Below are 22,179 nucleotides of genomic sequence, written 5' to 3'. Positions count from 1 at the left end.
CACCCCGCCGCACCTTCCCCCTCCCCTGCTTCACCGGGAATCCGGCGGCCGGACACCAGCTATCGATTATTCACCACCGACTCTTCCTCGCTGACCAGAACTGTTCAGCACCACGACTACGCAACGGAGCGTGTCCGATGAGATCAATGTGGCGCCGTGCCTGCGGGCTCACCGTGGCTCCCCTGGTGATGGCGTCGGCCGTCGCCTGCGGCGGCGGGTCCGACCAGGCCGCGGGGGGCACGACCCTCCGGGTCATCGTGAACATCACGCCGAACCTGACGGAGAAGTACTGGAACGACCTGTTCGCGAAGTACGAGAAGGCCCACCCGGGCGTGACGGTGAAGCTGGAGCTGACCGGCACCATCGCGGCCGACGCGAAGCTGCGCCAGGACCTGGCGGCCGGCGACCCGCCGGACGTCGTGCAGCAGATCACGCCGAACGCCGACACCGCCTCGCTCTTCGCCGACCTGACCGACGAGTCGTGGACGGCGAAGACGCCGCTGGCCGACCAGTACGCCGTCGACGGCAAGCGTTACATGGTGGGCGTGGGCGAGCAGATCCAGTCGCTCGTCTTCTACAACAAGGCCGCTTTCAAGAAGGCCGGCCTGGACACGTCGAAGATCCGCACCATGGACGACTTCACGGCCGCCATGGGCGAGTTGAAGAGCTCCGGGTACAAGCCGCTCCAGACGGCCGGTCAGTGGGTGACCGGCGGCCAGTTCTCGATGATGGCCGACGCGGGCGTGCTCACCGCCGACCCCAAGTGGACCGCGAAGCGCAACGACGGCAAGGTGTCCTTCGCCGACAGCGGCTACGTCGACTACCTCAAGGACTACAAGGGGTGGATCGACAAGGGCTACCTCGACAAGAGCGCGCTCGGCGTCACCTACGCGGACGGCCAGACGGCGTTCCTGAACGGCAAGTCGGCCATGTACATCATGGGTTCGTTCTTCGTGCCCGCCGCCGACGCCGCGAAGAAGAGCGACGAGATCGGGGTGTTCACCATGCCGACCGACGGGGCGTACCCGTCCGGCCAGTTCGGCAACATCTCCAACCCGTACGTCGTGGTGAACAAGTCGCCGCACAAGGCCGAGGCCATCGACTTCGTGAAGTGGGCGACCACCGACCCGGCCGCCATCAAGAGCCAGCTGGCCTCGGACGGCAACATGCGCTCGGGCTTCTCGTACCCGATGTCGAGCCTCGGCACGTCGGTGCAGAGGATCCTCGACAAGGCGCCGTCGGTGCTCGTGAAGTCGGGCGCGAACCAGCCGGTCGCCGGGTTCAGCGACGAGCTCAACAAGCAGGTCCAGTCCCTGTACTCCGGAGCGTCGCCCCAGGCCGTCGCCGACGGATTGGACAAGTGGTGGAACTCGCAGGGCTGACCGAGGCACAGCGGCGCGGCAGGAACCGGGCCCGGCTGCGCCACACGGCCGTCTCCCTCGGGATGATGGGACCGGCCGTCCTCCTGTACACGGTGATGACGGTCGTGCCGGTCGTCGTCGCCGTGTACCTGAGCCTGACCGACTGGGACGGCTTCTCCACGGCGTCGTTCATCGGGCTCGACAACTACAAGCACCTCTTCGACGACCCGAGTTCGACGGACGCCTGGTACGTGACGGCGCTGATCGCCGTGGCGGGCACGGCCCTCATGGTGGGCCTGGGGCTCGTCTACGCGCTCGCGCTCAAGGCCAAGTCGCGCACGAACTCGTTCTTCCGGGCCGTCGCCTACTTCCCGCACGTGATCAGCGCGCTGATCCTCGGCTATCTGTGGGCGGCGATCCTCGGCACGAACGGGGCGATCAACAACACCCTCGCGAAGTTCGGCATCGCTCCGGTGGGCTTCCTCTTCGACGAGCAGTTCGCGCTGGTCTCACTGATCGCGGTGATCGTGTGGGCGGGCTTCGGCTTCAACGTCGTCCTGTTCGTGGCCGCCCTCCAGACCGTGCCGGCCGAGCTGCTGGAGGCCGCCGCGATCGACGGCGCGAACAGGCGGCAGATCAATCTGCGTGTCGTGATCCCCATGATCGCGCCCGTGGTGACGGTCGCGACGGTGCTCAACCTGGTGGGGCTCATCCGGGCGTACGACATCGTGGTCAGCCTCACCGGCGGCGGTCCCGCCGGGTCGACGCAGACCTTCACGTATCTCATCCTCGCCCGGTCCTTCGAGGGCACCAAGGTCGGTTACGCGACCGCGCAGGCGGTGTTCCTGATGGTGGTGTCCGCCGTGCTCGCCCTCCTCGTGACGGCGCTGCGCAACCGTCAAGACCAAGCCGCGACAGGGAGTTAGGAGCCGGTAGTGGTGACTCTTGAGGCACAGGCCGACGACCGGCCGAAGGCCGTACCCGCAAGGATCAAGGGCGACGACGGGCCGCGCGCGGACCGCGAGGAGTCGCGTTCGCCCGTGCGCTGGGTGCTGCTCGGTGTGCTGTTCGTCGTCATGGTCGTGCCGATCTACCTGCTCGTCGTGAACGCGTTCAAGTCGCAGCAGGACATCCTCGACAACCCGTTCTCGATCCCGCTGGGCGAGCTCACGTTCGCGCACATGTCGGCGGCGATCAGCAGCCCGCAGTTCAACGTCATCGGCGGGTACGGCTTCACGCTCTTCCTCGTCGTGCTCGTGGACGTCTTCTGCATCCTGCTCGCGGGTCCGGCCGCGTACGCGATCGCGCGCAGCCTGAAGCGGCGTACGCAACTGGTGCTGCTGTACTTCCTCGCGGGCACGTTCATCCCCGGCGCCGCCGTGATCATCCCGGTGATCTACGTGCTGCGGGAGATCGGTCTGGCGAACACGGTGACGGGTCTGGTCGCGCACGACGTGGCGTCGACGCTGCCGGTGAGCATCTTCCTGTTCGTCGGCTTCATCCGCACGATCCCGGTGGACATCGACCACGCGGCGACGATCGACGGCGCGGGCCGCTACCGCACCTTCTGGACCATCATCTTCCCCCTGATGCGCCCCGCGGTCGTCACGGTCCTGATCCTCAACTCCATAGGGATCTGGAACGACTTCGTGTCCCCGCAGATCCTGCTCAGCCCCTCGTCGGGCCACTACACGGTGACGACGGCGATCTACGCCGGCATCAGCCAGTACTCGACGGACCTGACGAAGGTGTTCCCCAACCTGCTGCTCGCCGTCGCGCCCGTCGTCATCTTCTTCATCTACATGCAGCGCCACATCATCAGCGGTCTCACGGTCGGCGCCGTCAAGGGCTGATCCCCACAGAAAGGATCACGCAGTGACCAGGAGATGGAGACATCGCGGCGCGGCCGTCCTGCTCGCCTCGCTCGCGGTGGTCGTGGCCGGTCATCCGGCCACCGCGCATCCGGTCAAGTCCCAAGCGGGGACGGTGTATTACGTCGGCCCGTACGGCGCCGACACCAACGCGGGCACGAACGCGACGTACCCCTTCCGGAACATCCAGAAGTGCGCCGACGTGATGGTGCCGGGCGACACGTGCGAGATCGTGTCCGGCCGGTACGAGGAGACGGTGGTGCCCGCCCGGTCCGGCAGCCCCGAGCTGCCGATCACGTACCGGGCGGCGCCCGGCGCGGACGTGACGGTCAGCGGCACCTCGAAGCTCACCGGCTTCGCGCCGGTGACCGCCGCCGACGTCGCACAGATCGCGAAGAGTGATCCGTACGCCGCCGACTCGCAGTTCAGCGACGCGGTGACGGCGGGGCACGTCTACAGCACCGACGTCGACCTCGGCTCCGACGTGTCCACGGTGCAGATCTTCACCGACCGCACGATGGGCGTCGAGGCCCAGTGGCCCTACCCCGGACTCGACCCGCTCGGCCCCTCGCTCCAGTACGCCGGTGAGGGCAGCGCGAACGCCACGATCGCCGACGCGGACCTGACCCGCCCGGCCGGTTACTGGGACGGCGCGCGGGCCCTCACCGGCTACTGGTACGTCTCCGCCACCGGCACCGTGAAGAGCTCGGCCGTCGGCTCGGTCACCCTCGACGTGGCACCGCCGTGCGTCCACAAGGTCGTACCCAAGGAGACGCGGTACGCCCTGTCCGGCAAGATCGGCGAACTCGCGCACCCCGGCGAGTGGTTCTACGACCCGGCCGCCAAGCGCCTGTACGTGTACAGCGCCGACGCGCCGTCCGGCCACACCATCGAGGCCAAGCGCCGCACCCTGGGCCTCGACCTGAGGCAGACCAGCCACACGAAGGTCGCCGGGATCAGCCTGTTCGGCACGACCGTGGAGACGGGCCCCACCAGCACCGGCGTCACTCTCGACGGCATCAAGGGCCGCTATCTGTCGCACTACACGGACATCACCCGGGGCGCCACGGACTGCGGCTCGACGGTGACGCGGGGCGTGCCCGACACCGGGCTCGTCATCGACGGGACGTACAACAAGGTCGTGAACAGCGATCTGGCGCTGAGCGCCGGGAACGGCATCGCGCTGCGCGGCCAGAACAACACCGCGACCGACAACGTCATCCACGACGTCGACTACATGGGCACCTACGCGGCCGGCGTCGCCGTGCAGGGCAACAGCCAGACCGTCACCCACAACACGATCTCCCGCGTCGGCCGCAGCGGCATCAACCTCCAGTGGAACACGGTGGAGGGGCTCGACCCTGGCAAGGACGTCATCGCGTACAACGACATCTCCGGGTACGCGCGCCTGAGCCTGGACGTCGCCGCGATCTACACCTGTTGCAGCGCGTACATGATGGGTTCGTCCGTCGACCACAACGTGCTGCACGATCCCGCGCCGACCACGACGTCCTCGACGTTCGGCATCTCCGGGGTCTACGCGGACAACGGGCAGAGCGATCTGCGGATCCACAACAACGTGGGCTGGGGCAACCGCGAGGGCACGGTCATGCTCAACGGTCTCGGCACCGGGTCGCACGACAACCTCGTCGCCAACAACACGGGCGGCATGACGCTCTTCTACGTGAAGGAGCCCAACGCGTCGACCGGCACGAAGATCTACAACAACATCGGCACGATCCGGGGCCTGACCGACGCCACGAACGGCGGTCTCGTCCTGTCGAACAACCTTCCCCCGGAGACCGAGCCGCTCTTCGTCGACGCGGCGAACCACGACTTCCGGCTGACCGCCGATTCCCCGGCGCGCAATGCGGCGATCCCGCTGCCGGGGATCAATGACGGTTCCACGGACGCGACACCGAGTCTGGGCGCGTATCAGTACGGCGCGTCGAAGTGGACGGCGGGCGCCCGCCGATAATTCCCCGATTTCCCGCAGTCTCTGCAACTCGCATGCAAAACAGTGGGGCCCTGATGCGGAATTCCGCATCAGGGCCCCACTATTGGGTCGGGGGATCCGGTCAGCCGGATTTCTTCGCGGCGGCCCGCTGACGCGGCTTCTTCGCCTCGCGGGCGTCCGGCACGGGCCCGCGCCCCGCCGCGTGGTCGGCGAACGCCGCGCCGGCCTTGTCGGGCTCACCGGACCTGAGCAGGCCCACGAGACGGCCGTGCTCCTCGGCCATCGCATGCCGGTCGCCGTCGAAGAGCGGGTCGGAGATGGCCCGCAGGGTGCGCAGGCTCGGCTCGATGACCTCCCACATCCGCGCCAGGAACGGGTTGCCGGCGAACTGGCCGACCAGGGTGTGGAAGGCGATGTCGGCGTCCCGGAAGCCGCTGACGTCGCCCGCGGCGACCGCCTCGTGCATCCGGTCCACCACCCCGTCGAGCTCGGCGAGCTGCTCCTCGGTGGCGTGCTCGCAGGCCAGCTGCGCGGCGAGGCGCTCAAGGGGCTCACGCACCTGCCGGGCGTACTCGGCGTCCTTGGAGGAGATCTCGACCACGAAGTGGCCACGGCGCGGCACGTGCATCAGCAGGCCCTCGCGGGCGAGACGCTTGACCGCCTCGCGCACCGGGGCCTGGCTGACCCCGAGCCGGCGCGCGATCTCCGACTCGACCACCCGGTCGTTCGGTTCGAGGTCGCCCTCCACGACGGCCTGCCGGAGCAGGTCGTACACCTGGTCCGAGATCAGGGTCTTGCGGAACCGGTCCTTGTTCGTAGCCAGCGTGGAGACAAAACCACCGGACGCGTCAGATGCCATGAATTCCCAATCCCGCGCCGGGGCACGTCAGTTGATCCCTTGTCGGGCCATGATACGCACCCATCGTCTATCGATGGAATCACACGGATGTTTCCAGCTGCTTGGCCAGCCATTCCAATTTCACGACCTCGTGGGTGGGCCCGCCGCCTTCGTGGTCATTGAACGGATAAGCCCGTATCTGCTTGTCCGCCTGGTCGACATTGCGCAGCGCGCCGTAATGGTTGAACGCCGCGTACACGGTGGACGGCGGGCAGATGTGGTCCATCAGGCCGGCCGAGAAGAGCGTCGGCGCGCTCGCCCTGCGGGCCAGGGTGGCGGCGTCGACGTAGGACAGGGTGCGGACCACGGTGGCGGCGTGCTCGCGGTGCAGCTTCACATACTTGGTGACCTCGGCGTACGGGGGCATGTCGGTGATCGTGGTGGCGCGCGGGAAGTGGCACAGGAACGGGACGTCCGGCATACAGGCCACCAGGCCGGGGACCAGCCCCGCGGCCGCGAGGGCGATGCCGCCGCCCTGGCTGGTGCCGGTGACGACGGTGCGGGCGGGGTCGACGGCGTCGTGCGTGCGCGCGGCGGCGACGGCGCGCACGGCGTCGGTGTACAGGCGCCGGTAGAAGGAGCGTCTCGGGTCGAGAACACCGCGGGTGAGGAAGCCGGGGGCGGCGACGTCGCCGGTGGCCGGGTCGGGGTCGGGTGTCTCGGCGCCCTGCCCCCGGGTGTCCATGACGAAGTGCGCGTACCCGGCGTCTGCCCACAGCCGCTTCTCGTGCGGGGCGCCGCGTCCGCTGCCGTAGCCCAGGTACTCGACGACGACGGGCAGCGGTCCGGTGCGGGTGACGGGCAGGTGGAGCCAGCCGCGTACGGGGTGGCCGCCGTAGCCGGCGAAGGTGACGTCGAGGGTGTCGATGGTGGCGAGTCCGTTGTGGACGGGGGTGAACGTCGCGGCCAGGTCGTGGCGTTCCTGCTCGGCGAGGGTCTCCTGCCAGAACGCGTCGAGGTCGTCGGGCTCGGGGATGTCGGGGCGGTAGCGCTCCAACTCGTCGAGGGACAGGTCGAATTGGGCCATGGGGTTCCTCCGTGAGAAGTGGGGTGAGGCCGGTGGTCAGCGGTCGAGCCGGTACGCGCGGACGGCATTGGTGTGCCGTACGCGCTCGCGGTCGCCGGCGGTCAGGTGGTCGAGCCCCGCGCAGGACAGGGCCAGGGAGTCGGCGCGTGAGCCGCGCGGCAGGCAGATGGGCCAGTCGGAGCCGATGAGGCAGCGGCCGGGGCCGAGGGTGTCGACGACGTGCCGTACCAGGCGGCCGACACGGGCCGGTTCGATGCCGTGCTGCTGGGTGAGCAGCCCGGAGATCTTCACCAGGACGTTCGGTTCGGCGGCGGCTTGTTCGACGTCCCGGTGCCAGGCGGTCGCGTCCCGGGTGTGCGGGTGCGGCGCGTTGCCGAGGTGGTCGACGACGACGGTCAGGGCGGGGTGCCGCGCGGCGATCTCGGCCGCGGTGGTCAACGCGCCCTGGTGGAGGTTGAGTTCGAGGACGAGGCCGCTGTCGGCGAGGACGGGGACCAGAGCGCGGGCGGCCTCGGGGGTGTCCGCCCAGGTGGCGCCGCCCATCCGCATGCCGTTGGGGCGGGAGTCGCCCCAGGCGTCCAGCCGGGCGCGGAAGCGGTCGGCACCCTCGTCGCCGTGCACGTGGAGGTTCGCGACGTAGCCCGCGACGAGGTCCGGGCGGCGCAGCCGCAGGGCCCGCAGCGCGAGCGTCTCACCGACGTCACCGCGCGACGCCTCGACGAGAACGGCGCCCGCCAACTCCCTTACCGCACGCCCCGATCGACCGAGGTCGTTCTCGTCGAAGACCCGGTGGTGCGGGCTCCCCGGCCGGATCCATCCGAACCCCTCGGCCGGGTCCCACAGGTGGACATGGCAGTCGATCACGGTCCGCTCCCTCATCACCTACGTCTCGTCACCTACGTATTGACACGTCGGCTCCCCGCCGGTGACTCTAACCATCGTCTATCGATGGGCGATTGTTCAATACGTAGGTCACGCAGGTGACGAGGGAGCGGGTGTTCTCGATGCTCAGGCCCGATCGGACCGATGGCACACCGACAGGGGGCGAGTCGTCGGGGCCCCGGCCTCGGCTGACCGCCCGACGGCCCCTCACCGAACCGCCCCGATGGGCCCTCCTGGAACGGGAGTTGTTCGCCGTGCAGGACAAGGCGTGGCGGCTCTTCGCCGACCGCTACACCGAGGGCGACGGCCGGCTCGTCTTCCGCGAGGAGCTCGGTGAGGGCATGGACGGCCGGGACGGCGTGGACGACTTCTACGAGGCGTTCTTCAACTGGCCGACGCTGTATCTCCTCGGCGGCAGCGCGGAGTTGCTGACGGCGGCCCGCCGGCACTGGCGCGGGGTCACCGCGCAGCTCACCGAGATGGGCATGCTCGTCGACGGCCTGGAGCGCGGCTACGACTGGTTCCACCAGGGCGAGGGCCTGCTCCTCTTCTACGGCCTGTGCCTGGCCGACCCCGACGACCCCGAACTGCGCGAACTCGCCTGCCGCTTCGCCGACTTGTACCTGCCCGGCGGACCGAACTACGACCCCGTGCACCGGGTCCTGCGGGCCCCGCACAACGGCGCGGCGGGCCCCCGGTTCGGGTTCAGTGACGAGGAGCCGTACTTCCCGTGGAGCCTGGCCCTGCATCCGTACGGGCTTCCGCTCGACGGGTTCGACGGTGTCACGTCCTTCGACCAGCTGGCCGTGTCCCCCGAGCTCGCCCGCGCGTACGGCCGGGCGATGTGGGACCGGATGGGGCGGGGCGACACGATCGCGAACCTGGGGTCCACGGGGCTCGCCACCCACGCGTTCCTGCTCAGCGGGGAGCAGCGGTACGCGGACTGGGTCGCCGAGTACGTGGGCGTGTGGCGGGAGCGCCTTGAGGGCCGTGACGTGGTGCCCGACAACGCCGGTCTGAACGGTGTCGTCGGCGAGTACCTCGACGGCCGCTGGTACGGCGGCCACTACGGCTGGTCCTGGCCGCACGGCCTGTCCCCCGTCGCCAGCTCCACCCTCGTCGGCGCGGCCAACGCGACGCTCCTCACCGGCGACGGCGGCTTCCTCGACCTGGCGCGCAACCCGCTCGACACGGTGCTGCGCCACGCCGAGCAGCGCACCCCCGACGCACGCGGGACGCTCGGCGAGCGCTGGGACCCGCATCTGGCCACGATGGAGGGCGAGCGCACCCTGATGGTGCCGCAGCGCCACAATGACTCAGGCTGGTTCGACTACACGGTCATGCCGGGCCAACTCCCCGTAGGACTCTGGCACTTCAGCCGCGACGAGACCGACCGGGAGCGCATCGAGACCCTGCGCGCCGGTTCCTCGTGGGACTGGACGTCCGTGCACACCCAGCGCATCAAGGACGAGGCCGGACACGGGGAGCCCTGGTACGAGTTCCTGCACGGGCGCAACCCCGGCTTCCCCGAGCGGATGCTGCGCAGCGCCCTCGCGAGCTGTGCGGAGCGGGTGGCGGCCATCGAGAACGACACCACCGACCCGGCCACCGGCCCCGGCGTCCTGGACATCCACCACTGGCAGCACCTCAACCCCGTGGTGACGGAAGCCCTGTTGCAGCTGACGACCGGCTCGCCGCAGGTCCTCTACAACGGCGGCCTCACCCATCTCCACGTCCGCTACCACGACGCCGACGCGCGCCGTCCCGGCCTGCCGGCGGACGTCGCCGCGCTCGTGACCGACATCCGGCCCGCGCACACGGTCGTCGAGCTGGTCAACCTCGGCGGTGCGGCGCGCTCCCTGCTCGTACAAGCGGGCGCGTTCGCCGAGCACCACGTCACGTCGGTGCGGGTGGACGACGGCCCGGAGCAGCCGGCCGATGGCCCGTACTGCCGCGTCGACCTGCCCGCGCGCACCCGCCTCCGGCTGACCCTGTCCATAACGCTGCGCGCCGGCCGCGCGGCCCTGGCCTCCCCGTGGGAGACGGCATGACGACCACCACCCGGCTGCCCTTCACCCTGCCCCGGCTCGGCCTCGGCACCGCGCCCCTGGGCGGCCTCTTCGAGGAGGTCGGCGAGGAGGACGCGGCGGCCACACTGAAGGCCGCCGCCGCGGAGGGCATCACGTACTTCGACACGGCGCCCCGCTACGGCCACGGCCAGGCCGAGGAACGCCTCGGCCGACTGCTCGGCCCGGCCGGCATCACGCACCCCGTCATCTCCACGAAGACGGGCTGGCTGCTGCGCCCCCGCCCGGACGGCTCCCCCGGCGAGGTCGTCACCGACTGGACGGAGCGCGGCATCCGGGAGTCCCTGGAGTCGAGCCTGACCCGCCTGGGCCGCGACAGCGTCGACATCCTCTACCTCCACGACCCCGACCACTATCCGGACGAGATCCGCCGCACCGCGTACCCGGCGGTGCGCAGGCTGCGCGAGGAGGGCCTGATCCGGGCGATCGGCTTCGGCATGAACCACAGCGCGCCGCTGGCCGCGTACGTGGCCGAGTTCGACGTCGACGTGGTGCTCATCGCGGGCCGCTTCTCGCTCCTCGACCACGAGGCGCTCCCCACACTGCTCCCGCTGTGCGCGGCGCGGGGCACGGCGGTGGTCGTCGGCGGCGTCTTCAACACGGGCCTGCTCGCGGACCCGGCGCCGGACGCCATGTACAACTACCGGCCGGTCCCGCCCGCGGCCCTCGCCCGGGCGCGGCGGGCCCGGGAACTGTGCGCCGCGTACGACGTCCCGCTGCCCGCCGCGGCCCTCCAGTTCCCGTACCTCCACCCGGCCGTCACCTCGGTCGTCGTCGGCTGCCGCTCGGCGGCCGAGGTCACGGCGAACGCGTCGGCCGCCCGCTTCCCGGTCCCGGACGAGCTGTGGCGACACCTGGCGGCGGAAGGCTTCGTCCCTTCGGAGGTCCTTGACACCGCCTGACAGGAATCCCGGCGCCGCGCGGAAGGTTGGAAGTACCGCAGACACCCCTTCACCAGGAGGCCCCCATGTACGGCGACCAGGAAACCGTCCGCAAGATCCTCACCGCCAGCGGTGACACCTGGGCCGTCGTCGGCCTCTCCTCGAACCGGTCCCGCGCCGCGTACCGCGTGGCGGAGGTCCTCCAGCGCTTCGGCAAGCGCATCGTCCCCGTCCACCCCAAGGCGGAGCCGGTCCACGGCGAACAGGGCTACGCCTCACTCGCCGACATCCCCTTCCCTGTCGACGTGGTGGACGTCTTCGTCAACAGCGACCTCGCGGGACCGGTCGCGGACGAGGCGGTGGCGGCCGGGGCGAAGGCGGTGTGGTTCCAGCTCGGGGTCGTGGACGAGGCGGCGTATGCGCGGACGCGGGAGGCGGGGCTCGACATGGTGATGGACAAGTGCCCGGCGATCGAGATCCCGCGGCTGGGCTGACCCCGCCGCCCGGGCGCCCTCAGTACCATGCGCGAGTGAGACACAAGATCAACTCCCGAACAGCGGCGGCCTGTTGCGCCATGGTCTGCCTCGCCGCCGCCGCGTGGTACGCCACGCAGACCGTGCGCCCCGAGTGCGACGTCCGCGTCGCCGTCTGGGCCGACAAGGACGGCAACCCCATGCCCGACAGGGACGGGAAGCGGTGGACCGTGCGCGAGCTCAATGAGCAGGCGTACTGGAAGAAGGTGCGGGCGGGCGAGTGCGAGGCGCCGTCGGCTCGTTGGCGTCAGTGGAGTCACTTGTGACACGCCTGTAGCCGGAACTATGGCCTCCGTCACCGCCCCGCCGACCGCGCCCTGGTGAGGTGGCCGCATGCGAAGATCCGTACACGCGCTGCCCGTTCTCGCCGCGACGGCCCTGCTCCTGACCGCCTGCGGGACCGAGCGCCCGCAGAGTTCCGGCGTCGGGGGCCGAGCCGCCACGCCGTCGGCCGGCGCGACGGTCGACGACCCCGGCAAGGACGGTGTGCGGATCACCTCGCTCGACCTTCCGGAGGGCGTCGCGGGGTACGAGGTCACCAATGACGGCACCGAGTCCCTGACCTACTCCGTCGTGGTCACGTTCGCGGACAGTGCCGGTGGCGCCGTCGGCAATGAGACCGCGGCCGTACGGGACGTCGGCCCCGGGAAGACCGTGCGGGGCACGGTGCGGGCGGGCGCGCTGCCGCCCGGCGCGCCGCGCATCACGCGGGCCGAGGTGCTTGAGGTGACCAAGGTTCCGGCGGGCGAGGCTCCGGCCGCGTCGGGGAGCTGCCCCGAATCCGGGGTACGGGTGAGCGCCGACCGGGGGGACGCGGCCATGGGGCTGCGCGTCGTGGGGCTGCACCTCGACAACTGCGGGACGCGGGAGTACACGGTCGACGGCTACCCGCTCCTCGAACTCCTCGACGACGACCGCGCACCCGTCACCGGCGTCGAGATCCTCGACGGGAGCAGCGAGATCAGCACCGCCCTCGCGTCGGACACGCCACCGCACCGCGTCACGCTGCGGCCCGGCGAGTCGGCGACAGCGAGCCTGGTCTGGCGCAACACCACCGGGTTCGGGGACGCGGTGGACGTGCCCTACGTGCGGGTCCGGGCGAAGGCGGGCGCCGCTCCCGTGACGGTCACCCCGCACCTCGACCTCGGCACCACCGGGAAGCTCGGGGTCACGGCCTGGAAGGAGGCGGGAACCCCGGTTCCGACGGACTAGCCCTGGCTGCCCTCCCGCTTCTCGTCCCGCGCGTCGAACGAGGCGTAGTACGCGGCGGCCATGTCCTCGTCGCCGTGGCCGAGTTCGGACGCGCGGGCCATGCGGGCGGCGCTGGCCTCGGCGACGTCGAGGCGGACCCCGTTCGCGCGGCCCGCCTCGACGATGAGGCGGGCGTCCTTCGCGGCGGTGTCCACGGCGAACTGGGCCGGGGTCAGCTTGTCGTCGAGGACCATGCCCGCCTTCATCCGCAGGTACGGCAGGTCGAGGCCGCCGCCCGCGATGGCGTCGAAGAACTGCTGCGGGTCCACGCCGAGCGCCTGCGCGAGCGCGAGGACCTCGCCGGCCGCGCTCGTGGCCGCGAGGACCCAGCTGTTTGCGACCAGCTTCAGCCGGGTCGCGCTGCCCGCCGCGCCGTCCTCGCCCGTCCACACGATGCGCGCGGCGACCGCGTCGAGGACGGGCAGCACGGCGTCCCGGTGCTCGCTCGGGCCCGCCGCGAGCACGAGGAGCTGTCCGGCCTCGGCGGGCTGGCGGGTGCCGAGGACCGGGGCGTCGAAGAGGACGAGGCCCTGGTCGGCGGCGAACGCGGCCAGCTCCTCCAGGCCGTCGAGGCCCGCCGTGGTCGACTGGATCCAGGCGGCTCCGGGCCGCAGTCCGTCCGCGGCCCGGCGCATCACGTCGAGGGCGGCGGGACCGTCGTACAGCATGGTCAGGACGACATCGGCGCCGGTCACGGCCTCGGCCGGGGTGTCGGTGACGTGGATGCCGTCGGCGGCCAGCGGTTCGGCCTTGTCGCGGCTGCGGTTCCAGGCCCGTACGGAGTGCCCGGCGCGCGCGATGTTGCGGGCCATCGCGGCGCCCATGATGCCGGTCCCGAGGACGCTTACGGTCAGCTTCTCGCTCATGCCGTCACCCTAGGTGCCTGCGGGCGGTCCGCAATTCTGTGAGGTACCGCTTGGTGATCGTGCCGCCGAAGTCGCGGTCGATGAGGCGGCCGAGGGCGTCGAGGAGCCCGGTGCGCGCCTCGGGGTCGAGGGCGCGGTGTCCCGAGTAGGTGCACAGGAGTCCCAGGTACTGCTCCGTGGTGTACGTCGCGTCCCACTCGTAGCGGTGGAAGACGGGTGGCTCGGAGCGGTCGGATCCGGGTGCCGCGCCGCTCTTCAGATCCGTACTGCGGCCCCCGGACTCCGCGCTGTCGTACGGGATGTCGGCGGCCGGCCTGAGGCGCAGGCCGGGCGGCGTCGACGGGTCGAACCGTTCGTAGCAGTCCTGCGCCGCGACGAAGAAGTCCTCGGTGCCGCCCTTGATGTGGTGCGTCGCGACGGTGGCGAGGACACCGCCGGGGCGCAGCGCGTCAGCGGACCTGGCCACGCGGACGGCAGGGTCGATCCAGGTGAACGCTGTCGCCGCGAGGACGACGTCGAACGGCTCGGGCGGCAGCGGCCACTCCTCGAACGCGGCGACGTGGATCTCGACGTCGGGGTGGCCCGCGAGGCGTCGCCGGGCCACGGCGGCCATCTCCGCGCCGAGTTCGACGCCGACGACGCGGCATCCCTGTTCGGCCAGGGGCACGGTCGCCTTCCCGGTGCCGCAGCCGATCTCCAGGACCCGGCATCCGGGGCCCGTCCCGGCGAGCTCGGCGAGGTCGTCGTACATGCGCGGCGGGTAGCCGGGGCGCATCCGGTCGTAGAGTTCGGCGTCCTCGGTGAAGGTGCGGCGCAGCCGCTCTCGGTCCGCGGCGGAGGTCTCGGAGGTCATCCCGGCAGACTACGAACGGCCGCGCGGGACGTCACGCGCCTGTGGTGCCGTCCGGATGTACGGGGAGGGGCCGGACCGCTCGGCCGGCCCCTCCCCGCGCGCACTACGCGGTCACGTCGGTGACCCTCCAGCGCTGGTTCGCACCGGAGTTGGGCTGCCACGTCGTGACGGCGGCGCCGTCGCCGGTGGCCTGCCCGCCGACCTCGAGGACCTTGCCGGTCCCCGCGTTGACGAGCGTGTACGTGCCGTCGCCGGTCGTCGACAGGATCCACCGCGTCGCGGCGTCCCGCTCGTCGGTGTCGGGCTCGACCACCGGGACGTCGTCACGCACGGCGAGCCGCTTGCCGCCGACGGCGCTGGTGAACACGTACCGCTTGCGGTTGGCGGCGCCGTCCCCGCTGATCTGCGCGAGCCGCCACCGCTGACCGGCGCTCCCCGCGGCGGCCCTGATGACGAGCTTCGTGCCGTCGTCGGCGACGGTGAGGTCCTTGCCGCTCTGCACGCCCGTGAGTTCGTACGTGCGGCCGTGCCGCAGCGTCGCCGCGTCCTTCGCGACCCCCGACACACCCTTGATCACGAACGTGGTGACCGACTGCGCGGGCACCGTGCAGACGACGGACCTGCCGGTCACCGCGAGCGGGGCCCGTGCGGCGAGCTTGCCGTCGGGGCTGGTCACGACCGGTGTGACGGTCGCGTCCGCGCGTACGGAACCGAACTTGGACAGGTCGAGCGTGACGGTACGGCTGTCGGCCGTGCTGTTGACGTGCACGACGGTGGCGCCCTGCCCGGACCGGGTCACGGCCGCGGCGCTGTTGGTGTCGCCGACCTTGACGAGCCGGTCGCCGGGCCGGATGTAGTGCGTGAAGTTCCGGGCGGTGTCGAACTTGGTGTTCGTGTGGACCGGGCAGGTCTCCAGGGTGTCGTCGGCACCGGCGCTGAAGGAGACCTGGATCTCGCCCCAGTTGCCGCCCTTGGCCGACTCGCCGCCGGGCTTCATGTTGTCGTAGTCCTCGACCGGCTGCCAGAACACCCAGGCGGTGGGCTCAAGTTCGCGCAGGTCGTCGACGATGTGCTGGGCGAGGCCGAGCCCGGGACGCATGTCGGTGAAGGACTGCCCGTCGCCCCAGTCGCCCTCGACCTCGCTCATCCACAGCGGCTTGTCCGCCGCCTTGGCGAGGTCGCGGACGCTGGTGCGGCCGCCGGTCCCGTACGTGTGGACGTTCATCTGCCCGACGAGGTCCTTCACCGCGGTCGGGTAGCTGGTCCAGTTCGTGGTGAAGGTGGTCGGGTTGGTCTCGTCCATCGCGGAGACGACGGCGCGGGTCCCGGCCGTGCGCAGTGCGGCGTCGAGTGCGGGGATCACCTTCTGCTGGAGGGCGGGGCCGATGTGGCAGCCCTCCTGCCGGCCGCCGGTCGGCTCGCCGTCGGCGCCCAACTTGGTGCCCCAGTAGTTGGTGTTGGGCTCGTTGCACGGGTCGACGGTGGCGACCGTGATGCCGTGCGCGCGCTCCAGGCGGCGGGTCGCCCCGGCCAGGTAGGCGGCGAACGCGTCGACGGACGCCTCCTTCAGCTGGTCCTTCGACGCGTCGAAGCCGCCGGAGACATAGCCGCTGACCGTCATGAAGTAGGGCGCCGAGTTGGAGAACGTCTCCCAGTGGGTGATGCCGTCCTTGATGCGGTCCACCCACCAGCGCTGGGTGGCGTCCGCGTCCTCGTTCCAGTGGTCCGGGTTCGCCGGGTCCCACCAGTCGGTGTCGTCGCGGGTCGTGCCCTCGGGCGCCTTCCACCAGCCCTCGACGGCGCCGCCGGGCCTCAAGTAGTCCTTCACGTCAGGGGCGTTGCCGCCGCCTATGTTGTAGCGGGCTATGTTCAGGTTGAGCCCGTCACGGCCGAAGACCAGGTCGGCGATCCGCTCGCGGATCTCGTCCGGGTAGTGCCCGGTGGCGTTCGCGAACCAGACGAGGCTGGTGCCCCAGCCCTCGAACCGCTCGTGCGCGTACGAGGGGTCGGGGGTGAGGGTGACGCTCGTCGTGGCCGCGGCGGCGAGCCGGGCGAAAGAGAGCTGGGTTCCGGCGGCCGCCGCCGTGGCGGCGGCGAGCCCGAGGAACCGTCTGCGATTCAAGCGCGCCAACGTGTGCTCCCAACGTCGTTGTGTGGGTGGTGAGTCGGTGGTGCGTACGGCAGTGGTCAGCGGGCGGGGCGGCGCAGGACGACGACCTCGCGGGGTGCCAGGACGATCCCGTCGCCGTCGGCCGGGCGGCCGACGAGCAGGTCGCCGTCGATCCCGGGCAGCGGCACGCTCTCCTCGCCGCGGTTGACCAGGAAGAGGTAGCGGGCGTCGGCGTCCTTGCGGACGACGAGCTCGACCGATCCCCGTGCGCTCTCGGGGAGTTCGCTGACGACGCCGGCCGGTTCGAGCAGCTGCGGCAGCAGGGCGGCGAGACCGTCGGCGCCGAGTCGCGTGGAGACGTACGACGCCGAACCGCGGGCCGTCGTACGGCGCGTGACGGCCGGGCGGGAGGCGTACAGGCCGGTGCGGTAGCGGGCGAGCACCTCGACGTCGGGCGCCGCGACCTCGATCCGGTCGGTCCACAGGCTGCCCGACACCCCGTTGTCGAGGGCGACGGTGTCGCCGTCGAGCAGCGGCCCGAACTCCTCGATGCGCAGGCCGAGCAGCTCGCGCAGGGCGCCGGGGTGCCCGCCGAGCCAGATGTGGTCGTTCTCGTCGACGACGCCGGAGAAGTACGTGGTGACGAGGTGGCCGCCGCACTCCACGTACCGGGTGAGCTCCTTGGCGAGCGGCTGCGGCACGACGTGCAGGACGGGCGCGATCACGACGTCGTACGAGGACAGGTCCGTGCGGTCCACGGGCACGATGTCGGCGCGGATGCCCAGGCGCAGCAGCGCCGAGTACCAGTCGAGGGCCTCTTGGTGGTAGTCGAGGCGCGAGGTGGGGTGCGAGTCCTGCTCGCTGGTCCACCACGAGTCCCAGTCGAACAGGACGGCCACGCGGGCGCGTTCGCGCACGGACCCGGCGAGCGGCGCGAGCGCCTCAAGGGTGCGGCCCAACTCCACGACGGAGCGGAAGAGTTCGCTGTCCTCACCGGCGTGCGGCACCATCGCCGAGTGGTACTTCTCGGCTCCGGCGGCGGACTGGCGCCACTGGAAGAAGCAGACGGCGTCGGCGCCGTGCGCCACGTGCAGCAGCGAGTCGCGGGCCAACTCCCCGGGCTTCTTGGGCAGGTTGACGGGCTGCCAGTTGACGGCGCTGGTGGAGTGCTCCATCAGGAACCACGGGTGGTGGCCCGCGATGCCGCTCGTCAGGTTGGCGGAGAAGGACAGCTCGTCGCGGTCCTGCGGGCCCGGGATCACGTAGTGGTCGTTGGCGACGAAGTCCACCTCGGTCGCCCAGTCCGCGTAGTCCATGCCCTTGGTGCCGGGCATCACCATGAAGTTGGTGGTGACGGGGACGTCCGGGGTCAGTTCGCGCAGCAGGTCGCGCTCGGCCAGCAGATGGTCCTTGAGCGCGTCCGACGAGAACCGCTTGAAGTCGAGCTGCTGGGTCGGGTTGGGGTGCGAGGCGGCGAGGCGGGGCGGCAGGATCTGCTCCCAGTCGCTGTAGCGCTGCGACCAGAAGGCCGTTCCCCAGGCGTGGTTGAGGGATGCGAGCGTGGTGTAGCGGCGGCGCAGCCAGTCGCGGAAGGCGCGGGCGGCATCGTCGGAGTAGTCGTAGACGTTGTGGCAGCCCAGCTCGTTGTTGACGTGCCAGGCGACGAGCGCCGGGTGGTCGGCGTACCGCGTCGCGAGTTCCCGTACGAGACGCAGCGCGTGCTCGCGGAAGACGGGCGACGTGGGCCGCCAGTGCTGGCGGGCGCCCGGCCACAGCGTCTCGCCGGTCGCGGTCACCGGCAGGATCTCCGGGTGCGCGGTGGTCAGCCACGGCGGCGGGGACGCGGTCGCCGTGGCGAGGTCGACGCCGATGCCGCCCGCGTGCAGCAGGTCCATCACGTCGTCGAGCCAGGCGAAGTCCCAGGTGTCGGCGGTCGGTTGGAGGCGCGCCCAGGAGAAGATCGCCAGGGAGACGACGTTCACGCCGGCCGCGCGCATCAGCCGGACGTCCTCCTCCCACACCTCCCGCGGCCACTGCTCGGGGTTGTAGTCGGCGCCGTAGCCGATCCGGCGGGCGCCGTCGGGGCCCTTCGCGTACGGGAAACGGGAGGTGCGGGGGGCGGTCATCAAGGTCCTTCCAGGGGTGCTGGGTTGAGCGGCCGGGCTACTTCTCGACGGTGAAGCCCTGCTCGTTGCCGTACTTCACGGACGCGTCCTGCCACGACGTCAGGCCGGCGGAGAGCTTGGTGCCGGAGATGTAGGCCTTGCCGACGGTGTCGTTGAAGATCGAGTTGGCGTACACCTGGTACGGCAGGTACTTCCAGTCGGCGGGTACGGCCTTCGCGGAGTCGGCGAAGATCTTGTTGGCCTTCTGGCCGCCGAAGTACGGGAACGGCGTGTCCTGGAACTTCTGCGAGTTCAGGTCCTTGGTGGTCGCCGGGAAGGCGCCGCCGTCGATGCGGGTCTGCACGCCCGCTCCGGCCGCCGCGAACTCGGTGAAGGCGTAGCCGAGTTCCTTGTTCTTGCCGAGCGTCGGCATGGCGAGGGAGCTGCCGCCGTTCTCCGCGCTCTTGTTCTCGCCCTTGGCCCACTGCGGCATCGGGGCGACGCGCCAGTCGCCGGCGGCGTTCTTCACGCCGGTGGCGAAGTTGCCGGGCATCCACGCGCCGGTGGGCAGCGTGGCGATGGTGCCGTCGCCGAGGCCCTTGTACCAGTCGTCGGTCCAGCCGCTGACGGGTGCCACGAGCTTCTCGTCGATCAGCTTCTGCCAGGTGTCCGTGTACTTCTTGGCGCCCGCGTCGGAGAAGTCGATGCCGACCTTCGTACCGTCGACCTTGTACGGGCGCGAACCGGCCTGCCACAGAAGGCTGGTGGTCAGACCCGCGTCACCGGTGTCGCTGGTGATGTACGCCTTGGGGTTGGCCTTGTGCAGCTTGCGGCCCGCCTCGACGTACTCCTCCCACGTCGTGGGGACGGCGATCTTGTACTTGTCGAAGACCTTCTTGTTGTAGAAGAGCGCCATCGGGCCCGAGTCCAGGGGCAGGCCGTAGATGCCGCCGTCGGCCTGCACCGCGTTCCACGGACCGGGCGAGTACGTGCCGTCGAGCTTGCCGGCGCCGTACGCCTTCAGGTCGGTGATGCCCTTGGTCAGCGCGTACTGGCCGATGGCGTAGTACTCGACCTGCGCGACGTCCGGGACGCCCTTCTTCGCCGAGATGGCGTTCGTCAGGGCCTTGTACTGATCGTTGCCGGTGCCCGCGTTGACCACCTTCACGGTGACCTTCGGGTACTTCTTCTCGAACTGCGCGGCGACGGTCTTCACCGTGGGGTCCCACGCCCACACGGTGACGGTGCCGCCCTTCTTCAGCGCGGCCGAGATGTCGGACGAGCCGACCTTCTTGTCGCCGGAGCTGTCGTCGTCGGAGCCGCCGCAGGCGGTGGCACCGAGCGCGAGCGCGGCGACGAGACCTATGCCGCGCAGCAGGCGGCGGGAGTGCTTGGGCATGGCGTTGCTTCCACTTCGTCGTGGTCCTACAGAGGGTGGTGAACAGCAGAGGTGAGCGGCGGGCGCCTACTCCTTGACGCTTCCTGCGGACAGGCCCGACTGCCAGTACTTCTGGAGCGACAGGAAGGCGGCGATCAGCGGCACGATCGTGAGCAGCGATCCGGTGACGACCAGGTTGAAGACGGCCTGGCCGCCGGCGGTCTGGGCCTGCTTGTTCCAGGCGTCGAGGCCGAGGGTCAGCGGGTACCAGTCGGGGTCCTTCAGCATGATCAGCGGCAGGAAGTAGTTGTTCCAGGTCGCGACCGTGGTGAAGAGCAGGACGGTGACCGTGCCGGGCGCGAGCAGCGGCAGGGCGACCTGGAAGAAGGTGCGCAGTTCGCTCGCGCCGTCGATCCGGGCGGCCTCCATCAGCTCGGTGGGGATCGCCTCGGTGGCGAACACCCACATCAGATACAGCCCGAACGGCGAGATCAGCGACGGGATGATGACGGCCCACGGGGTGTCGGTCAGACCGATCTTGCTGAACATCAGGAAGGTCGGCACGGCGAGTGCCGTCGTCGGCACCGCGACCGCCCCGATGACGACGGCGAACACGGCCCGCTTGCCGGGGAACTGGAACTTGGCGAGCGCGTAACCGCCGAGCACGGCCAGGAACGTCGCGCCGCCCGCGCCCACCACCACGTACATCAGGGTGTTGAGGAACCAGCGCAGGAAGACGCCGTCCTGGTACGTGAAGGTCTCACTGATGTTGTGCCACAGGTCGAAGTCGCGGTCGAACCAGAGGCCGAACGAACGGGACAGGCCCTCCTGGGACTTGGTGGCGCTGAGCACCAGCCACAGCAGCGGCAGCAGGCTGTAGACGAGGACGACGGCGGTGAGCACGGTCAGCAGGACGCTGCGCTTGGGTCGGCTCGGGCTGTGCGGGCGGCGCGGGGTGCGCAGCCGCGGCGCCGGCGACTTCAGGGGCGCGGCGGGACGGGTGGCGGTGGTCGGTCCAGTCATGAGGGGTCACGCTCCCTTGCGCATGCCGCGCAGCTGGACGACGTAGGCGACGATCATGGTGATGACGCCCATGACGATGGCGACCGTCGCGGAGTAGTTGTGCTGCTGGCCGGAGAAGGACAGCGAGTACGTGTAGTAGTTCGGGGTGTAGTCCGTGGTGATGGCGTTCGGCGCGAGCTTCTGGAGGATCGCGGGCTCGTTGAAGAGCTGGAAGCTGCCGATCACCGAGAAGATCGTGGCGATCACGAGGGCGCCGCGGATCGCGGGGAGCTTGATCGACGCGATGACGCGCCACTGTCCTGCGCCGTCGATCTCCGCCGCCTCGTACAGCGACTGCGGGATGACGCGCAGCGCGGCGTAGAAGATCAGCATGTTGTAGCCGACGAACTCCCAGGTCACGATGTTGCCGATGGACGCGAGGATCAGGTCGGAGGAGAGCGGGTCGGGCAGCGAGACGCCGAACGCGTCGTTGATGTCGCCGACCAGACCGAAGCGCGGCCCGTACATGAAGCCCCACATCAGGGTGGCGACGACGGCGGGCACGGCGTACGGCAGGAAGACGGATATCCGGAAGAAGTCCTTGCCGTACAGGCGGCCGCTGTCGATGGCGAGCGCGACGAGCAGCGCGATGCCCAGCATGATCGGCACCTGGACGAGCAGGAAGAGCCCGACGCGGGCGACACCGTCCCAGAACTGGGCGTCCTGGAGGGCCTGTTGGTAGTTCTCCAGGCCCACGAACCGGGTGCCGCCGATGAGTTGGGTACGGAACAGGCTCAGGTACACGGAGTACGCGAGCGGCGCCAGGAAGACGAGCGCGAAGACCAGGACGAAGGGGCCGATGAACCCCCATCCCGTCCAGGAGCGGCGCGCCCTGCGCACCGGTGGCCCGGCCGGACGGGGTCCGGTGGCCGCCGTCGGTTGAAGCGTCGTCATCTCGCGTCCCTCGCTTGTGCATGCTCGCGATTCGGTGCCCTCGATGTTTGCGTGAACATCGCCGCGTACGGTGGACCGGCGGCTGTTATGTTTACGTAAACATTCGGTGGCGGCATGTCTACACTGCCCCGATGACGACGGTCAAGGGTCGCTCGGTGCGGGA

General features: G+C 70.4%; 19 protein-coding genes. 9 read left to right on the top strand and 10 right to left on the bottom strand.

The features are described from left to right. Positions 1–137 precede the first annotated feature (137 nt). From AB0L37_RS17265 to AB0L37_RS17250, 4 genes are read left to right on the top strand one after another with little or no spacing between them, the layout of a single operon-like run. The gene (locus tag AB0L37_RS17265) at positions 138–1,382 is read left to right on the top strand and encodes an extracellular solute-binding protein (protein WP_365505316.1); all 1,245 of its coding nucleotides are present in this window, start codon (positions 138–140) and stop codon (positions 1,380–1,382) included. Beyond that, positions 1,361–2,287, top strand: a complete 927-nt coding sequence (locus AB0L37_RS17260) for a sugar ABC transporter permease (protein WP_365505313.1) — start codon at positions 1,361–1,363, stop codon at positions 2,285–2,287. Before AB0L37_RS17265 ends, AB0L37_RS17260 begins: the two co-directional genes overlap by 22 nt. 12 nt (positions 2,288–2,299) lie before the next feature. Next, positions 2,300–3,214 (top strand): carbohydrate ABC transporter permease, encoded by a 915-nt coding sequence (locus AB0L37_RS17255; protein WP_365505311.1) that lies wholly within the window; start codon positions 2,300–2,302, stop codon positions 3,212–3,214. 22 nt (positions 3,215–3,236) lie between these two features. Further along, positions 3,237–5,210 (top strand): right-handed parallel beta-helix repeat-containing protein, encoded by a 1,974-nt coding sequence (locus AB0L37_RS17250; protein ID WP_365505308.1) that lies wholly within the window; start codon positions 3,237–3,239, stop codon positions 5,208–5,210. A 100-nt stretch (positions 5,211–5,310) separates the two neighbouring features. On the opposite strand, the gene AB0L37_RS17245 is transcribed toward AB0L37_RS17250, so the two are convergent. From AB0L37_RS17245 to AB0L37_RS17235, 3 genes are all read right to left on the bottom strand, one after another. After that, entirely contained in the window at positions 5,311–6,048 is a 738-nt protein-coding gene (locus AB0L37_RS17245) for a GntR family transcriptional regulator (protein WP_365505304.1), read from the bottom strand. A gap of 79 nt (positions 6,049–6,127) precedes the next feature. Further along, positions 6,128–7,114 carry an acetylxylan esterase gene (locus tag AB0L37_RS17240; RefSeq protein ID WP_365505301.1) on the bottom strand — a complete coding sequence of 329 codons (987 nt, stop codon included), beginning with the start codon at positions 7,112–7,114 and terminating at the stop codon, positions 6,128–6,130. A gap of 36 nt (positions 7,115–7,150) precedes the next feature. Next, on the bottom strand, positions 7,151–7,978 hold the full coding sequence (locus tag AB0L37_RS17235) for an amidohydrolase family protein (protein ID WP_365505298.1): 828 nt from the start codon (positions 7,976–7,978) through the stop codon (positions 7,151–7,153). A 272-nt stretch (positions 7,979–8,250) separates the two neighbouring features. Here AB0L37_RS17235 and AB0L37_RS17230 point away from each other — a divergent pair, with 272 nt between their 5' ends. From AB0L37_RS17230 to AB0L37_RS17210, 5 genes are all read left to right on the top strand, one after another. Next, the gene (locus AB0L37_RS17230) at positions 8,251–10,047 is read left to right on the top strand and encodes a hypothetical protein (RefSeq protein ID WP_365505295.1); all 1,797 of its coding nucleotides are present in this window, start codon (positions 8,251–8,253) and stop codon (positions 10,045–10,047) included. Continuing rightward, the gene (locus tag AB0L37_RS17225) at positions 10,044–10,985 is read left to right on the top strand and encodes an aldo/keto reductase (RefSeq protein ID WP_365505293.1); all 942 of its coding nucleotides are present in this window, start codon (positions 10,044–10,046) and stop codon (positions 10,983–10,985) included. Before AB0L37_RS17230 ends, AB0L37_RS17225 begins: the two co-directional genes overlap by 4 nt. A gap of 65 nt (positions 10,986–11,050) precedes the next feature. Beyond that, a complete protein-coding gene (locus tag AB0L37_RS17220; RefSeq protein ID WP_365505290.1) occupies positions 11,051–11,458 on the top strand; it encodes a CoA-binding protein in 408 nt (135 codons plus the stop codon). A 35-nt stretch (positions 11,459–11,493) separates the two neighbouring features. Next, positions 11,494–11,763: a hypothetical protein gene (locus tag AB0L37_RS17215; protein WP_365505288.1), complete on the top strand. Its 270-nt coding sequence runs from the start codon at positions 11,494–11,496 to the stop codon at positions 11,761–11,763. 67 nt (positions 11,764–11,830) lie between these two features. Beyond that, complete coding sequence (locus tag AB0L37_RS17210; protein WP_365505286.1) at positions 11,831–12,709, top strand: DUF4232 domain-containing protein; 879 nt, start codon at positions 11,831–11,833, stop codon at positions 12,707–12,709. Here AB0L37_RS17210 and AB0L37_RS17205 read toward each other — a convergent pair. The 7 genes from AB0L37_RS17205 to AB0L37_RS17175 all read right to left on the bottom strand — a co-directional run bounded on the left by AB0L37_RS17205 (position 12,706) and on the right by AB0L37_RS17175 (position 22,016). Further along, on the bottom strand, positions 12,706–13,614 hold the full coding sequence (locus tag AB0L37_RS17205) for an NAD(P)-dependent oxidoreductase (RefSeq protein ID WP_365505284.1): 909 nt from the start codon (positions 13,612–13,614) through the stop codon (positions 12,706–12,708). The two genes, AB0L37_RS17210 and AB0L37_RS17205, sit on opposite strands and share 4 nt — an antisense overlap. A 4-nt stretch (positions 13,615–13,618) precedes the next feature. After that, positions 13,619–14,467, bottom strand: a complete 849-nt coding sequence (locus AB0L37_RS17200) for a class I SAM-dependent methyltransferase (RefSeq protein ID WP_365505282.1) — start codon at positions 14,465–14,467, stop codon at positions 13,619–13,621. Between the two features lie 103 nt (positions 14,468–14,570). Further along, the gene (locus tag AB0L37_RS17195; RefSeq protein WP_365505280.1) at positions 14,571–16,598 is read right to left on the bottom strand and encodes an RICIN domain-containing protein; all 2,028 of its coding nucleotides are present in this window, start codon (positions 16,596–16,598) and stop codon (positions 14,571–14,573) included. Positions 16,599–16,654: 56 nt separating this feature from the next. Next, positions 16,655–18,703: a beta-galactosidase gene (locus tag AB0L37_RS17190; protein WP_365505278.1), complete on the bottom strand. Its 2,049-nt coding sequence runs from the start codon at positions 18,701–18,703 to the stop codon at positions 16,655–16,657. 37 nt (positions 18,704–18,740) lie between these two features. After that, positions 18,741–20,081 (bottom strand): sugar ABC transporter substrate-binding protein, encoded by a 1,341-nt coding sequence (locus AB0L37_RS17185; RefSeq protein WP_365505276.1) that lies wholly within the window; start codon positions 20,079–20,081, stop codon positions 18,741–18,743. Between the two features lie 66 nt (positions 20,082–20,147). Then, positions 20,148–21,083 (bottom strand): carbohydrate ABC transporter permease, encoded by a 936-nt coding sequence (locus tag AB0L37_RS17180; RefSeq protein WP_365505274.1) that lies wholly within the window; start codon positions 21,081–21,083, stop codon positions 20,148–20,150. Positions 21,084–21,089: 6 nt separating this feature from the next. Next, on the bottom strand, positions 21,090–22,016 hold the full coding sequence (locus AB0L37_RS17175; RefSeq protein ID WP_365505272.1) for a sugar ABC transporter permease: 927 nt from the start codon (positions 22,014–22,016) through the stop codon (positions 21,090–21,092). Positions 22,017–22,179: the final 163 nt, after the last annotated feature.

The organism is Streptomyces sp. NPDC052225, assembly GCF_040679615.1.
Lineage (GTDB): Bacteria > Actinomycetota > Actinomycetes > Streptomycetales > Streptomycetaceae > Streptomyces.
Note: the sequence above shows the minus strand (reverse complement) of the source record. Positions and strands in the feature narration are given on the sequence as shown.

What these genes read in the sequence shown, in the direction of transcription:
- AB0L37_RS17265 (WP_365505316.1), top strand. Translation starts at nt 138, where the DNA reads ATGAGATCAATGTGGCGCCGTGCCTGCGGGCTCACCGTGGCTCCCCTG.
- AB0L37_RS17245 (WP_365505304.1), bottom strand. Translation starts at nt 6,048, where the DNA reads ATGGCATCTGACGCGTCCGGTGGTTTTGTCTCCACGCTGGCTACGAAC.
- AB0L37_RS17240 (WP_365505301.1), bottom strand. Translation starts at nt 7,114, where the DNA reads ATGGCCCAATTCGACCTGTCCCTCGACGAGTTGGAGCGCTACCGCCCC.
- AB0L37_RS17225 (WP_365505293.1), top strand. Translation starts at nt 10,044, where the DNA reads ATGACGACCACCACCCGGCTGCCCTTCACCCTGCCCCGGCTCGGCCTC.
- AB0L37_RS17220 (WP_365505290.1), top strand. Translation starts at nt 11,051, where the DNA reads ATGTACGGCGACCAGGAAACCGTCCGCAAGATCCTCACCGCCAGCGGT.
- AB0L37_RS17210 (WP_365505286.1), top strand. Translation starts at nt 11,831, where the DNA reads ATGCGAAGATCCGTACACGCGCTGCCCGTTCTCGCCGCGACGGCCCTG.
- AB0L37_RS17205 (WP_365505284.1), bottom strand. Translation starts at nt 13,614, where the DNA reads ATGAGCGAGAAGCTGACCGTAAGCGTCCTCGGGACCGGCATCATGGGC.
- AB0L37_RS17200 (WP_365505282.1), bottom strand. Translation starts at nt 14,467, where the DNA reads ATGACCTCCGAGACCTCCGCCGCGGACCGAGAGCGGCTGCGCCGCACC.
- AB0L37_RS17190 (WP_365505278.1), bottom strand. Translation starts at nt 18,703, where the DNA reads ATGACCGCCCCCCGCACCTCCCGTTTCCCGTACGCGAAGGGCCCCGAC.
- AB0L37_RS17185 (WP_365505276.1), bottom strand. Translation starts at nt 20,081, where the DNA reads ATGCCCAAGCACTCCCGCCGCCTGCTGCGCGGCATAGGTCTCGTCGCC.
- AB0L37_RS17180 (WP_365505274.1), bottom strand. Translation starts at nt 21,083, where the DNA reads ATGACTGGACCGACCACCGCCACCCGTCCCGCCGCGCCCCTGAAGTCG.
- AB0L37_RS17175 (WP_365505272.1), bottom strand. Translation starts at nt 22,016, where the DNA reads ATGACGACGCTTCAACCGACGGCGGCCACCGGACCCCGTCCGGCCGGG.